The 12,875-nt window shown below is 47.7% G+C and carries 12 protein-coding genes and 1 pseudogene; 3 read left to right on the top strand and 10 right to left on the bottom strand.

Annotation, left to right across the window (positions count from 1 at the left end; genetic code table 11):
* Window positions 1-73 precede the first annotated feature (73 nt).
* The 5 genes from ACX1DY_RS00260 to ACX1DY_RS00240 all read right to left on the bottom strand — a co-directional run bounded on the left by ACX1DY_RS00260 (window position 74) and on the right by ACX1DY_RS00240 (window position 4,795).
* Window positions 74-625: a GNAT family N-acetyltransferase gene (locus ACX1DY_RS00260; RefSeq protein ID WP_458962208.1), complete on the bottom strand. Its 552-nt coding sequence runs from the start codon at window positions 623-625 to the stop codon at window positions 74-76.
* 64 nt (window positions 626-689) lie between these two features.
* Complete coding sequence (locus ACX1DY_RS00255; protein ID WP_458962207.1) at window positions 690-1,688, bottom strand: histidinol phosphate phosphatase domain-containing protein; 999 nt, start codon at window positions 1,686-1,688, stop codon at window positions 690-692.
* A gap of 33 nt (window positions 1,689-1,721) precedes the next feature.
* On the bottom strand, window positions 1,722-2,624 hold the full coding sequence (locus ACX1DY_RS00250) for a metallophosphoesterase family protein (RefSeq protein WP_458962206.1): 903 nt from the start codon (window positions 2,622-2,624) through the stop codon (window positions 1,722-1,724).
* A 133-nt stretch (window positions 2,625-2,757) separates the two neighbouring features.
* Window positions 2,758-3,945 carry a MalY/PatB family protein gene (locus ACX1DY_RS00245; protein ID WP_458962205.1) on the bottom strand — a complete coding sequence of 396 codons (1,188 nt, stop codon included), beginning with the start codon at window positions 3,943-3,945 and terminating at the stop codon, window positions 2,758-2,760.
* A complete protein-coding gene (locus ACX1DY_RS00240) occupies window positions 3,935-4,795 on the bottom strand; it encodes a DUF3737 family protein (RefSeq protein ID WP_458962204.1) in 861 nt (286 codons plus the stop codon). The genes ACX1DY_RS00245 and ACX1DY_RS00240 overlap by 11 nt, the downstream gene beginning before the upstream one ends.
* 146 nt (window positions 4,796-4,941) lie before the next feature.
* Here ACX1DY_RS00240 and ACX1DY_RS00235 point away from each other — a divergent pair, with 146 nt between their 5' ends.
* Together ACX1DY_RS00235 and ACX1DY_RS00230 are read left to right on the top strand one after the other, a co-directional pair.
* The gene (locus ACX1DY_RS00235; protein WP_458962203.1) at window positions 4,942-5,262 is read left to right on the top strand and encodes a carboxymuconolactone decarboxylase family protein; all 321 of its coding nucleotides are present in this window, start codon (window positions 4,942-4,944) and stop codon (window positions 5,260-5,262) included.
* Window positions 5,261-5,557 (top strand): annotated as a pseudogene (locus ACX1DY_RS00230) (cupin domain-containing protein); the annotation flags it as partial. The gene ACX1DY_RS00235 and the pseudogene ACX1DY_RS00230, both read left to right, overlap by 2 nt.
* Before the next feature lie 445 nt (window positions 5,558-6,002).
* Here ACX1DY_RS00230 and ACX1DY_RS00225 read toward each other — a convergent pair.
* Complete coding sequence (locus ACX1DY_RS00225; RefSeq protein WP_458962202.1) at window positions 6,003-6,896, bottom strand: hypothetical protein; 894 nt, start codon at window positions 6,894-6,896, stop codon at window positions 6,003-6,005.
* Between the two features lie 238 nt (window positions 6,897-7,134).
* Here ACX1DY_RS00225 and ACX1DY_RS00220 point away from each other — a divergent pair, with 238 nt between their 5' ends.
* Complete coding sequence (locus ACX1DY_RS00220) at window positions 7,135-7,848, top strand: YwiC-like family protein (RefSeq protein WP_458962201.1); 714 nt, start codon at window positions 7,135-7,137, stop codon at window positions 7,846-7,848.
* A 74-nt stretch (window positions 7,849-7,922) separates the two neighbouring features.
* Here ACX1DY_RS00220 and ilvB read toward each other — a convergent pair whose 3' ends face one another.
* The 4 genes from ilvB to ACX1DY_RS00200 form a co-directional block, all read right to left on the bottom strand.
* Window positions 7,923-9,599, bottom strand: a complete 1,677-nt coding sequence (ilvB, locus tag ACX1DY_RS00215) for a biosynthetic-type acetolactate synthase large subunit (RefSeq protein ID WP_458962200.1) — start codon at window positions 9,597-9,599, stop codon at window positions 7,923-7,925.
* A 45-nt stretch (window positions 9,600-9,644) separates the two neighbouring features.
* Complete coding sequence (gene moaA, locus ACX1DY_RS00210; RefSeq protein ID WP_458962199.1) at window positions 9,645-10,661, bottom strand: GTP 3',8-cyclase MoaA; 1,017 nt, start codon at window positions 10,659-10,661, stop codon at window positions 9,645-9,647.
* 25 nt (window positions 10,662-10,686) lie between these two features.
* A complete protein-coding gene (locus ACX1DY_RS00205; RefSeq protein ID WP_458962198.1) occupies window positions 10,687-12,177 on the bottom strand; it encodes a nitrate/nitrite transporter in 1,491 nt (496 codons plus the stop codon).
* A 195-nt stretch (window positions 12,178-12,372) separates the two neighbouring features.
* Entirely contained in the window at window positions 12,373-12,795 is a 423-nt protein-coding gene (locus tag ACX1DY_RS00200) for a hemerythrin domain-containing protein (protein ID WP_458962197.1), read from the bottom strand.
* Between the last annotated feature and the right edge of the window lie 80 nt (window positions 12,796-12,875).

Here is a 12,875-nt window from a genome sequence, read left to right as displayed (position 1 = left end):
TGAATTTTTCATTATCTAAGAGTTATGTTATCCGTTGTCTGTAAGTCATTATAGTATCGTGAAATGTACGGTGTTAAGAGGTCTGTTTAGGGTTTATAATCCCATAATGAATAAGGTCTACAAATTTATTATCTTTATAGACATGCTGTAATAATACGCCTTCTTGCACCATTCCCGATTTTTGCATAACCCGTCCAGAGCCTGGATTTGAAGCAAAATATCTCGCGTATACTTTGTGGTAATGCTTTTCTGAAAAAGCAAACTGAGTGACCGCTTTTGTTGCTTCAGTTGCATACCCTTTCCCCCAATTGTCCTCACCTATCCAATATCCAAGCTCGCCGTTTCTGTGTGTTTGGTTATTGGTGAGTCCTATGGCTCCATAAAGCTCGTTAGTACTTTTGTCAGTAATGGCAAACTCATATGATTTGTTATTGTTGAAATTATCTTCATGTGTCTGAATCCAAGATATTGCACATTCAATGGGGTATGGATAAGGCAGAGTCAATGTACTTTTGTAGATATTGTAGTTATTGCAGAGCTCGGAGACACGTTGTGCATCAGATAATTCAAAGGGTCTTAAAATCAATCTTTCGGTAGTAATTGTTCTTTTCTCTTGATTGTACATTGATTTACCTCCGTCACTTCTGCCCCTTCTATATTTTCTTTAGTTCAACTTATATATTTAGTCGTTACATAAGTTCGTGCCGGCTCCGCCGCCGATTCTGGAAGGTTACAATTTCCCGTATCCCCGCCTGCTTCAGCAGCTCCACTTGCTGATCCGCATAGCAGCCGAGGTCGTCAGGAAAGTGGGCATCGGTAGAGGTCGTGAAAAGCACCCCCTTGGCCGCCAATACCGCCAGAAAAGCTGGACTTGGGCACATTTCCTGGATCGGATAGCGGTACAACATTCCGGCGTTGATCTCGGTGGCCGTATCATGCTCGACCAGCAGATCTGCAATCCGCTCATACATCGGCAGCAGCTGCTGCTCGTCCGGGCGGTAGTTGAAGGCCTTGAGGTTATCCAGGTGGGCAACAATATCGAACAGGCGCGAAGAAATCGCACCACCGACAAGCTCGAAGAACCGGGTGTAGAGAGCCTCCAAGTCGAATTGTTCAAAATGCTTCTGCGTCGCCGGATTGTCAAAGCCCCAGCCATCTACAAAATGCACCGAGCCGATGACATAGTCGTACGGCTGTTCCTCTAGGATCCTGCTTAACTCCTGCTCGCAGCCCGGGAAATAATCGGCCTCAATGCCGAGCCGGAGCTCAATCCCTTCCTGCCGCCACTTCATCTTCTGGCTCTGAATGCAAGCTGTAAATTCTTCCACATCCGCTATGCACACCTGTTCCAGCCATTCCCGCTGCAAGCGGCCTATCGGGCTATTATCCAGAAGCATGTGCTTCTCGGAATAAGCTTTATATTTCTTGAACCGGTACAGATGATCGACAATGCCGACAGTGTGCATGCCGCGCTCCTTGGCTTGCTTCAGATACAAGTCCAGCCATTCATCGGAATAAGCCCCGTCGGCAATGCGCCGTTCCAGCAGACGAAAGCTCTCCTGCATCCAGGCCAGTGTGTGCTCCTTCTTGCCGCTGTCAGCCATAGCTGTCAGGCTCTCCAGCGTACGCTGCAGCCACCTTGGCGAATACGGCCCTTCTTCCAGATGAAGATGAAAATCTACCTTCATTTCGTAAGTCCTCCTGATATGTTCCTGTCAATGCTAGTCAATTACGCCGCCATCCTCCAGCCTGATCCAAGTCTCGAAGCGCCGTTCCCCTTCCAGAAGCTGAATGATCCGTGCACCCCGCTGCAGTGCCCCGTATGTGTTATGCCCGGTAACCCGGCCATAGGCCAGCGTAATTCCGTGCAGATTACCTATGTAATCATTGTCATGATCATGCCCGGCGAAGGCTGCCATCACATCCCCCGCCTCCAGCATTGCCGCGAACCAGCCGCTGTTCACTTTGGAGCAGCAGACCATTTCGCCTTTTCTCCCCGCTACTCTTCCCGATTGCCATACTTCATGATACTCAGGAATGGGAATGTGCATAAAAGCCAGCGCAGGCAGCACCCCGCCGTTTCTCTCCCGGATCTTGGCTGATTCCCGGGTATACCAGGCAATCTGATCGGGGTGAATCCAGGCATATCCGCCAATTGCTTCAGGCGCATATTCACCCGAATCCACGAAATACAGCGCTGCTGCTTCCCGGTCTCCGGAATGGCTGAAGAGCGGCAGCACATAGTTACCTGTACCGTGGATCTCTTCCGGCCCTGCTTCGGCCATGCATAACTCATATTCTGTCAAAATCTCCTGAAGCTCCGGCCGGGTCACTCCCTTCTCCGAATCGTGGTTGCCATAGATCACGGCAAATGGCGTTTCCGCCCGTGCCGCAACCTCAATGACCCGGCGGAAGGTGGCCTCAGGGTCCACCGTATCATGGCTGTAAATCAGGTCGCCGCTGAACACTACCAGATCCGGCTGCTCGGTTTCCATAATGCGCTCCATAAGGGCCAGTGTCCGGGCATCATGCTCCGGGTTGATTCCGTCTTGAAGATGAATATCGGTAAATTGCACAATCTTAAAGGTTCCATCCGTGTGGAAGGAGAGACGTCGCTTGTTCATTTTGAACCTCCTGGGATTCAAATTCTCATTTTGAGATATCTGTGTTGTATTGTGTGTGATTAGTTTGTTTATTGTGTTCTTTTCTTTTAAAATATCATTAATAGCCAAAAGAATGCAAGAGAAACTTTCTTGCCTAAGGACGATCCGCTGTGATCTTGAGGCTTTGGAATGCCTTCACTCCTTCAGCAAACCGCTGTAACCCATCTTTAAGCCGCACTTTCGGACAGGCGTAGTTCATTCGAATGAATGTGCTGCCGTTTCCGCCAAACATGGCCCCTTCCGAGACATACAGCCCCGTTTCTTTTCTTATATACTCGCATAAGGTTTTTGTATCCCGGGCTACAGCACTGCAGTCTATCCAGGCCAAATAGGTGGCTTCCGAATGAATGACTTGAAGCTCCGGGAGTTGACTTGCTATAAACTGTTCGAGAAGCTGCTTGTTCTCCATTAGGTAGCTTAATAATGCAGCAAGCCAAGGTTCGCCTTCTGTAAATGCCGATATGGCCGCTTCAACCGCAAAAACATTAGGTTCAGCAACCTCATCTGTATTAATCCCCCGATTCACGAGCGCTCGCAAACTAGGATTTGGTACGATAATACTCGAAGATTGTATTCCCGCAAGATTAAATGCCTTCGTTGGTGCTACACAGGTGATGCAATGTTGGGCAATTTCTTCTGAAACCGATGCAAAGGGGATATAACGATGCCCAGGATGAGTTAAATCACAATGAATTTCATCGGACAGGATAAGGACATTGTGTTTGATGCACAGATTCCCCACTTTTTGAAGAACAGCGCTGTCCCAGACCTTACCGATTGGATTATGCGGATTGCAAAAAATCATCAGCGTGGTTTCGGGAGCGGCCAGCTTTTTTTCCAGATCGTCAAAATTAATAGAATATTTATGTTCCGAATATACCAATTCGCTTACGAGAACGTTTCTCTGATTATTCACAATAGAGTTGTAAAAGATATTATATACAGGTGCCAGCACAAGCACATTGTCACCGGCCGTGGTCATTTTGCGCACGATGGAAGAAATCGCCGGCACCACACCTGTGCAGAACATTATCCATTCGTGCTGAACACGAAAATGATGTCTCCTGCCCCACCACTGGGCAACCGCATCAAAGTAGGCGTCCGGTACGGAGGTGTAGCCAAAGATACGGTGGTCTAATCTCTTTTGAAAGGCCTCGATCACTTCGGGGGATGTCTCAAAGTCCATATCCGCTACCCACATGGGCAGCTCCTTGGAGCCGACGTCCCATTTATAAGAGTTTGTGCCGAAGCGGTTCGTCATTTTATCAAAATCATAATTCACAAGGCTCACCTGCCTGTTCCAGTTCATACCGGGTATTTGAAGCAGAAATATCTTCATCATCCAGGATTAATTCGCCAATGCCCTTCGCTTTAATCCTTCCGGCAATCGGGTTTTTCACACTGTCAATCCATGTTGCTGCATCCACATCAATCGTTGAATATTCAAATGCCAAATCTGTATTGATGAGCTTTCCATTCTCAATGACCAAATGATCCATGTAACACATGCCTTGATTGCTTTCAATGGTACAGTTGATAAAGGTGATATTTTTGGAATTCCAGCCGAGATACTCGCCAATGATAAGCGAATCATATACAGTAACATTCTCACAATTCCAAAAGGCGTCTTTTGAGATCAGCTTCGCATTACGGACTTCTATATTCTTCGCACCATCAAAGGCATAATTTCCTACCAGGGTCAAATCATCAATTGTAATATTCTGACTGTTCATTCCAAAGTAATCTCCATGTGCAGTCACATGTTTCAAGTACACGCCTTCACAATTCCACAAGGTCTCCTGCGCATTTGGCAAATTGACATTCACCAGGTGGATATCGCTTGAACGCCGCAATGTCTTGGGCGCTTCTATAACGCTGTCATGGATTGAAATATGGCGCGTATACCAAATTCCCGAGCGTGCCATTTCCAGAAATGTGCTGTTCTCCACATGAATGTGTTCGCTATACCAAAGCGGATACTTCCATTTAAAAATACTATTATGGATTGAAATATCGCGGCTTTCCTTCAGCGGTGATTCACCATCCGCAAAAACAGAATTAGTGATTACAAGCTCTCTGCTTTTAAAAAGCGCCCGCTCTCCGGTTAAAAGTTGTTGATTCAGTGTTTTCAAAGGTTATTCCTCCCATCTCTTAATGCCAGCTTACACCCTGAAGTTAACTCTAAGTCAAATTTCAATAATTCAATACTTGCATTGAAGTCCACTTTAAGGTCTATACTTCTTCATGAACCCATGAAAAGACGAAAGGAATGACGGATATGCCAAAAAAACAGACAGCAGGACGGGACTTGCTGGGTGAATTCGCGCCTAAATTTGCTGAACTTAACGACGATGTCTTATTTGGTGAAGTATGGTCCAGGGAAAAGGAATTATCTCCGCGCGACCGCAGCATGATCACCGTTTCCGCTTTAATTGCCGGAGGTAACTTCGAACAATTGACTCCACACCTTCATAAAGCGAAGGAAAACGGAGTGACAAAAGACGAAATCGCAGAGATCATTACTCATCTTTCGTTCTATGCCGGCTGGCCCAAAGCCTGGTCTGCATTTAACATTGCAAAAGAAATCTTCAAAAGCTAAAGATAGAAGGAATAATGCACCCATTGGAAATGTGACCTTTGCTCCGGGCGCCCGCAATAACTGGCACTCTCATAAAGTCGGCCAAGTCTTATTGGTGACAGGCGGCGAGGGCTGGTATCAGGAAGAAGGAAAGCCGGCGCAGCTGCTCAAAACGGGGGATGTGGTGAATATCCCGCCGAATGTGAAGCACTGGCATGGCGCTACCAAAGACAGCTGGTTTGTACACTTGGCCATCACGCCGGGTGAAACGGTATGGCTGGAGCCTGTTGACAGCGACTGGTACGATAAGCTCTAAAAATAACGCATCGAGTCTATGGATTCGATGCGTTATTTTCATATTGGGGTCTGGTCGTAACTGCGGGGTATGTTTGGACTTCCGGCCGCTGTTGTCTCCAGATGTTTTGGATTGTACCGCTGTTCGCAGTCGCTATCGCTCCGTAAGTATCCATAAATCAACACCTGTTAATAATTATAGAAAGAGCTATCATACTTTCAATGGTTAAAATCCTTGGATTCGTTGATTACTGCACAAATGATAGCGAAAGTGTTTATTATCCTGGGCATGTGAATTGGAATTTGTCCTGCTACTTTGGTCTAATTCGAATATTTCGAGAAGATGAGGTCGATATTACGCAGGGAAAAACGCCGGTCTGAGCAAAGAGATTATTCTTCAATACTCTTGTACGGCCTATGTCGGGGTAGTGGAATGGTGGCTGAAGAATGGGATGCCCTTTTTAATTCTATAAACTCAACCTCTGCTCAAGCATTATTGCTAATTCTTCAGCGGTATTCCAAACGATTGGACGAATAACTGAGGTGTGTACAAAAAGCTTATCGTTATCGCTGCTGTTCACGGTCCATATCACCGGGATATTTAAACCGAGCGCATATCCCGCCGTAAAATACACCTCAGGGGATTGACCGGTTATATCCGCGATAATCAGCTTGCTGTCCGTGATAAGCTCTAAGGAATACTTTTCATGAGTCTGCGTTTTCGTATGTGTAAGCAAGCGCGGCAGATAGCCACACTGCTCGATTTTAGGCAACAGCTTTTCCAGCCACTCAGTGCGTAGCTCCTCCTTATCCGAGATGAGAACGAAGCATGGCTTTAGTTCTTTGCCTTCAGTGCTTGCGGCGGCCTCGTTCCATCCTTTTTCCGTAAGCTTAAAGCTCAAGCCTTCCCTGATGAGCAGCTGCTCATTTCTCAGCTTTTCGATGATATATACCAGCTCTTGCTGATTGGGAGAATACGTCAGGTTGTAGCTGCTGGAGAGTGGGTGAATGACAACCGCTTCCCCCGGGCCTTCGGAATGTCTGTACAAATATTGCAGTAGCCGGTGTCCTTTATCTTCAATGGTCACAGGGATTTTCGGAGAATTCGCAATGGACTCCATGTCCTTGGCCGATAGAGCAACTTTTTCATCACAATCTGTCAACTCCCGGATGTAAGCCGATACTAAATGAAGCATGTCACGTTTCTTTTGATATGGGAAGGAATTAATAGGCTCATAGCTGTCTCTCAGTAGACTATAGAACCCGCCGGGTGAACAAGAACAGCCTATATATCTATCGTAATCGCCTTCCGGTGTAATGGGGACAATCTCATCACAGAACAAACAATGTTTCTTATTCATGTCAACATATCACCTCTTATTAATAATATCCCCTACCTTACCAATATTTTTTTGAAAAGTAGACAAGAAAATATTTCCTTCAGCGCCGGACATGGTAAGTGAAATGATCAAAAGAGCCACTATGATCCCACCAGGTTTTTGTGTGTCAAATCACTATTGCCGCGTAGCAAAGAACGTATAGTTAAGTAGTCTGGGGCTCTGGCAGGCATGATAATTTCAGGTAGGAGGTTATTGTTGTATGAGGAAGTATATCCCCAACCAGCACGGAGCTTGGGCCATGCTTATCCTCCCTTTTCTGTTCGGAATAGCAGCTTCTACAGGGCAGGTTATACACATTCCGTTGTTTGTTTGCTGGCTTCTGATCTACTTGTTCAGCTTCCCCTTGCTGCAATGGGTAAAGACAGGGAAATCTGAACGTTATATTGGGCCCATGAAGGTGTACGGGATTCTGCTGCTGCCATTAAGCCTTTATCTGCTGATTTCCGAGCCTGAGCTGTTATGGTTTGTCCTTCCGCTGGTTCCCTTGTTTGCTGTTAATCTCTACTATGCCAAAACCAAAAATGAACGCGCCTTGCTCAATGACATCTCGGCCATTCTAGCATTTTGCCTGATCATTTATCCTGTAGCTTATTTCGGCAAGGGAGATAGCTGGAGAACAGCGACAGAGCTGTTCCTGCTTGCGGCGCTGTATTTTATCGGGACTGCTGTATATGTCAAAACAGTTATTCGTGAACGAAACAACCTCCGCTTCTATTACGGATCAGTTCTGTATCATCTGCTGTTTGCACTGGTTGGGATGCTCCTGTTCCCTTCATTGCTTGCTCCACTCGTCATCCTGCTGTTGCGGGCGGCAATCCTGCCAAAGACAGGGATTACAGGCAGGCGTACCGGTATGAGTGAAATAGGCTTCTCCCTCATGTTATATGTGTCTGTGCTTGTGTTGTATTTCTAGCCTTCAGCAGCAAAAAAAGGATGCTCTTCTATTGGTGATTCAATAGAGGAACATCCTTTTTGCTTGCTATGATGTTATTCGACGATCATGTCCTGATTGCTGGACCCTGGAGGGACAATTGGATATACATTCGATTCCTCAGTAATATCGAACTCCATGACGACAAGGCCGTCTGTGTCCAGCGCAAGATGAATAATATGCTCCGCTTCAGCTAGATTGCGTGCCCGGAAACCGTGGGCGCCAAAGGATTGGGCCAAGGCAACGAAATCTGGGGAACTGATGCGCACGGAAGAATAACGGCGGCCGAGAAATAGCTGCTGCCACTGCCTTACCATGCCCAGGTAGCCATTTTTGAAGATAGCGACTTTGACGTTCAGCCCCAGATCGACAGCGGTCATGATCTCCTGCATATTCATCTGGAAGCTGCCGTCCCCCGTGATGCATACGACATGACGGTCAGGAAAAGCCACTGCAGCGCCAATGGCCGCGGGCAAGCCATACCCCATTGTGCCAAGCCCTCCGGAGGTCAGAAAAGAGCGGGCCTCCGTGAAATTATAATGTGTAGCCGTCCAGATCTGGTGCTGGCCTACGTCCGTAGCGATGATGGCATCTCCATCCGTAGCCTTTTCTATGCAATGGATTACCTCTTGGGGCATCAACTGGGTATTCTGCACCCGGCGGGATTTCACTGAACGCTTACGCCAGCTCTCGATTTGCTGATCCCATGCAGCATGCTCCTGAATATGTATGATCTCCCGCAGTCCGGTAAGCAGATCTGCACATTGTCCAGTAATTGCAAGATCAATCGGAATGTTCTTGTTAAGCTCCGATGTATCTATATCGACTTGAATTTTATAAGAGTCCGGCGAGAACGCCTTCCGGTTCCCGGTAACGCGGTCACTGAACCGCACCCCGAGACAGAGCACAACGTCGGCACTCTGCAGTGCACGATTGGCAGCCACTGTCCCGTGCATCCCTAACATACCCAGATGCAGGGGATGTCCAGATGGGAAAGCACCTAAGCCCATTAGCGTGCTGGCTACGGGAAGATTGAATTGCTCTGCGAACTCTTTTAACAATGCCGGAGTGTTGCCTGCTATACAGCCCCCGCCAATCAGTACAAGTGGACGCTCTGCATGGTTCAACCGTTCTGCTGCAAGCTGAATGTCCTGAAGCTCAATGTCGGTATTCGGCTGATACCCCCTGATAGAGGGCTGATGTTTCTGAGTGTCAGAATTGTGCTCACTAGTGAAGCTCGCGGTCATCACATTCTTCGGGAGGTCAATAAGGACTGGTCCGGGGCGTCCAGTTGTAGCGACATGGAACGCCTCATTCACAATTTTCGGAAGATCAGCGATTTCCCTGACAATGTAGTTATGCTTGGTGATGGGCATCGTCATCCCATAAATATCTACTTCCTGAAAGCTGTCCAGCCCAATAAGCTCAGTGGAAACCTGGCCCGTAAGGACGATTAATGGAATGGAATCCATAAAAGCTGTGGCAATTCCGGTAACTGCATTGGTTGCACCCGGGCCGCTGGTGACAAGCGCCACTCCCGGGCGACCTGTTGCTCTTGCATATCCGTCAGCGGCATGAACCGCTGCCTGCTCATGCCTAACCAGAACATGCTGGATGCTGTCGCAATCATATAAGGCATCGTACAAAGGCAATACGGCACCGCCCGGGTACCCGAATATGGTTGTAATATTGTTCTCAATCAACATCTGAATCAGCAGCTGAGCTCCGTTCATTGGTACAATTCGTCTCCTGTCGTATACGTCGTAATATGTGCTCCATCAACCGCCAATATAGGACATCCCGATCTTCGTTCTATTCCTTGCAGTCTGTTCTGTCCGTTCATCAGAATAGCGGTCTGCCCGCAGCTCCCATACGCTCTTTATGGCTGCAAGCAGGCTCTGGTCATCCGCCCCGCCGCGAAGCAGCTCTCTGAGGTCAAAACCGCCCGAAGCGAACAGGCAGGTATAAAATTTTCCGTCAGAGGATAACCTGGCGCGTGTACAGGAGGAGCAAAACGATTCAGATACCGAAGTAATAAATCCGATCTGTGCCTTGCTGTCCTTGTACCGGTAGCGCTTGGCAACCTCTCCAAAATAATTGTGGTCAAGTGCTTCAAGCTCGTAGGTTTCCTGAAGGCGCTCCAGAATTTCTTTTTTCGTTACAACTTTATCGCAGCTCCAGCCATTGTCGTTGCCGACATCCATATACTCGATGAACCGCAGCGGTATATTACGATCTTTGAAATAACCGGCCATTGGCAGAATTTCCGACTCATTTACGCCTCTTTGGACTACCATGTTCACTTTGACCTCAAACCTGGCTTCTATCGCACGATCAATCTGTTTTAAAATAAAGTCAGGTTTGATGCCCCGCCCATTCATCTTCCCAAAAAGCTCAGAATTCAGCGCATCCAGGCTGATATTCAGCCGGCGGAGTCCCGCATCGTATAACGGCGTCGCCTGATGTCCCAGCAGCATCCCATTGGTCGTTAAACCGATATCTTCCACACCGTCAATCGTGCGAATCTTGGCAACCAGCTCGGGAAGATTGCGCCGCATCAGCGGCTCGCCGCCGGTCAGCCGGATTTTGCTTACGCCAAGAGAGACAAACAGCCTGGTCAAACGCTCGATTTCATCAAAGGTCAGCAGCTCACTTGTCGGCAGAAAGGCATAATCGTCACCGAATACTTCCTTAGGCATGCAGTAGGAACAACGGAAATTGCACCGGTCTGTTACCGATATCCTCAAATCGTGGATGGGCCGCCGCAGTTGATCTTGTAGTGGATGTGCATTCATCTGGCCATCGTTCCTTTCGAAAAGCTTACTTCAGCGAGATATCGCTAAACGTGCCGACATACCGGACATCTTCGCCTGTCTCGTCTTTGACAGCGCTGATATTTAGCCACTGCAAATATTCCTCGCCATTCTTGCGTTTGTTCCAAATTTCACCCTGCCACATCCCTTTCGTCTTGATCTCACCCCACATATCGCGGTAGAAATCCTTGGATTGGCGTCCTGACTTCAGAACACTAGGGTGTTTGCCCAATACTTCCTCTTCTGTATAGCCCGTAAGCTTCGTAAATGCCGGGTTGACTGTCTTGATAAGGCCGGTTACATCCGTTACGAGAATGCCCTGCCCGGTCGAGTTGAACACTTCAGCGGTTAGCGCCAAGCGGTCCTGATAATACAGCCATACCACAAGCACCAGACTTGCCAGCGCTACCTGCGACAGCAGCATGAACCCGATGGAATATTGGCCTGTAGCCGAATAAATGATAGACAGCATAATCGGTGGAAAAAAGCCGCCAAGCCCGCCCATCATGGACACAATCCCGTTGGCAATCCCCGCCTGCTTATTGAAGTACAAGGGCATCAATTTGAAAATCACACCGTTTCCGATCCCCGCACTTACCGCAATTGCCAGGCAGCCCACTGTATACAGGCCCATGGAAGGCAGGAATGCCAGTATGATCGCTGCAACCGTATAAATACTGAATGTGCCAATCAGCAGGAATAAAGGCTGGAATTTATCCGCAAGCCAGCCGCCTACCGGCCGGAAAAAGGTAGCAACCGCGATGAATCCGGCTGTGCGCATCCCTGCATCCACTTTATCCAGGCCGAAGTTCGAGACCAGGAAGTTCGGCAGATAAATCGTAAATGCCACGAATGATCCGAAGGTAATGAAATAGAACAGCGAGAACAGCCAGAGCTTCTCATTTTTGGCCACACCTTTAATCTGTTCGATAATCGGCGTTTTCAGCTTGGGTTCATGCCGGTCCCCGAAAAGGAAATTCAACGCTATAAATACAAGCAGCAGGATCAAGTACAGCTTAACAGTCGGCGACCAGCCAATCTGTTTGGCTATTAACGGGGCGGAAAAGGTTGTAATGGCAGTTCCGATATTACCTATTCCGTAGATCCCGTTAGCCAGCCCATGCTTTTCTTTGGGAAAGTACTTTGGCAGCGAAGTAACCCCAACGGAGAATACTGCTCCGCCGATTCCAAGGAAGAGTCCTCCAATAATTAGATGAGTCATCGTAGAGGCTTCACTAATAAAGTAGACAGGGAACAAGAGCAGGACAAAGCTCGTCATAAATATAATGCGTGCTCCAAAAATATTTGCATAATAGCCAAGCGGAATTCTTAAAACTGAACCTAAGATAACTGGAATTGCTGTGACCATTGCCAATTTTCCGGGCGGGATGCTGATGTCCTCGGAGATAAAAGGCATTAGGGAAGAAATAATAACCCATACCATAAATCCGGTGATCAAGTTTAACGTTTGAAGCGGCAACTGCATCTTTTTGATCATTCGACTCACCTTTTCGCATTTATTCTCATGATTGTCTGTACAGATACTCCTGTCCTCATTGTATCCGCCGATCCCCCTGTCCAGATATAGGGGAGTACCCTTTCCCTGACAGGGTAAACCCTGAAAATAAATATAAGGAGCTGAATGCCCGGAAAATAAAAAAAAGCCGCTTCATGAAAAAGCAGCCTGTGTGTTTCAGGTAATGAGCGTATTCAGTTTTTGGCTTAGCCGTTCTTTGTCCAAGCGGCTGAGCTGCTGTTCAGCCATCGGAAAAATGACCGTCTCTTCTTTTACAAAATGCACAGTCAGTACTTCAAAAGCCTCCCCGGCGTTTTGAACAGCTTCACGGATAGCCTCAAGAGACAGCAGATCCAGTTCGCCGCTAGTGTGATGCAGGAAATGGCCGATATATCCGTCAATCTCACGATGCTCCTCTTGAATCCCAACCAGCGGTCCTTGGTCAAACCCGATATAAGTACCCAGCAGCGGGAAAAAATGCTCTTCTTCCTTCGCGGTATGCTTCTGCAGCGGACTGATAAAATCGAGAATTCCTTGACGCAGCTCTTGCAGCCGCCCCCTGCCCTCCTCCAGGCTAATCGTTCCCTGTTCAAACCACACACGTGGGCATGCCATTCTTCCATTAAAAAGGAGAGATAGCGGTGTTCATTCTCAAGAATACGCATGGCGGGTGTTGTAAA

The sequence above is a fragment of the Paenibacillus sp. BAC0078 genome, from assembly GCF_054483875.1.
The sequence above is the reverse complement of the archived record's forward strand: the minus strand, read 5'-3'. Positions and strand labels throughout refer to the sequence as shown.

What these genes read in the sequence shown, in the direction of transcription:
- ACX1DY_RS00220 (WP_458962201.1), top strand. Translation starts at nt 7,135, where the DNA reads ATGAGGAAGTATATCCCCAACCAGCACGGAGCTTGGGCCATGCTTATC.
- ACX1DY_RS00235 (WP_458962203.1), top strand. Translation starts at nt 4,942, where the DNA reads ATGCCAAAAAAACAGACAGCAGGACGGGACTTGCTGGGTGAATTCGCG.
- ACX1DY_RS00260 (WP_458962208.1), bottom strand. Translation starts at nt 625, where the DNA reads ATGTACAATCAAGAGAAAAGAACAATTACTACCGAAAGATTGATTTTA.
- ACX1DY_RS00205 (WP_458962198.1), bottom strand. Translation starts at nt 12,177, where the DNA reads ATGATCAAAAAGATGCAGTTGCCGCTTCAAACGTTAAACTTGATCACC.
- ACX1DY_RS00250 (WP_458962206.1), bottom strand. Translation starts at nt 2,624, where the DNA reads ATGAACAAGCGACGTCTCTCCTTCCACACGGATGGAACCTTTAAGATT.
- moaA (WP_458962199.1), bottom strand. Translation starts at nt 10,661, where the DNA reads ATGAATGCACATCCACTACAAGATCAACTGCGGCGGCCCATCCACGAT.
- ACX1DY_RS00255 (WP_458962207.1), bottom strand. Translation starts at nt 1,688, where the DNA reads ATGAAGGTAGATTTTCATCTTCATCTGGAAGAAGGGCCGTATTCGCCA.
- ACX1DY_RS00225 (WP_458962202.1), bottom strand. Translation starts at nt 6,896, where the DNA reads ATGAATAAGAAACATTGTTTGTTCTGTGATGAGATTGTCCCCATTACA.
- ilvB (WP_458962200.1), bottom strand. Translation starts at nt 9,599, where the DNA reads ATGAACGGAGCTCAGCTGCTGATTCAGATGTTGATTGAGAACAATATT.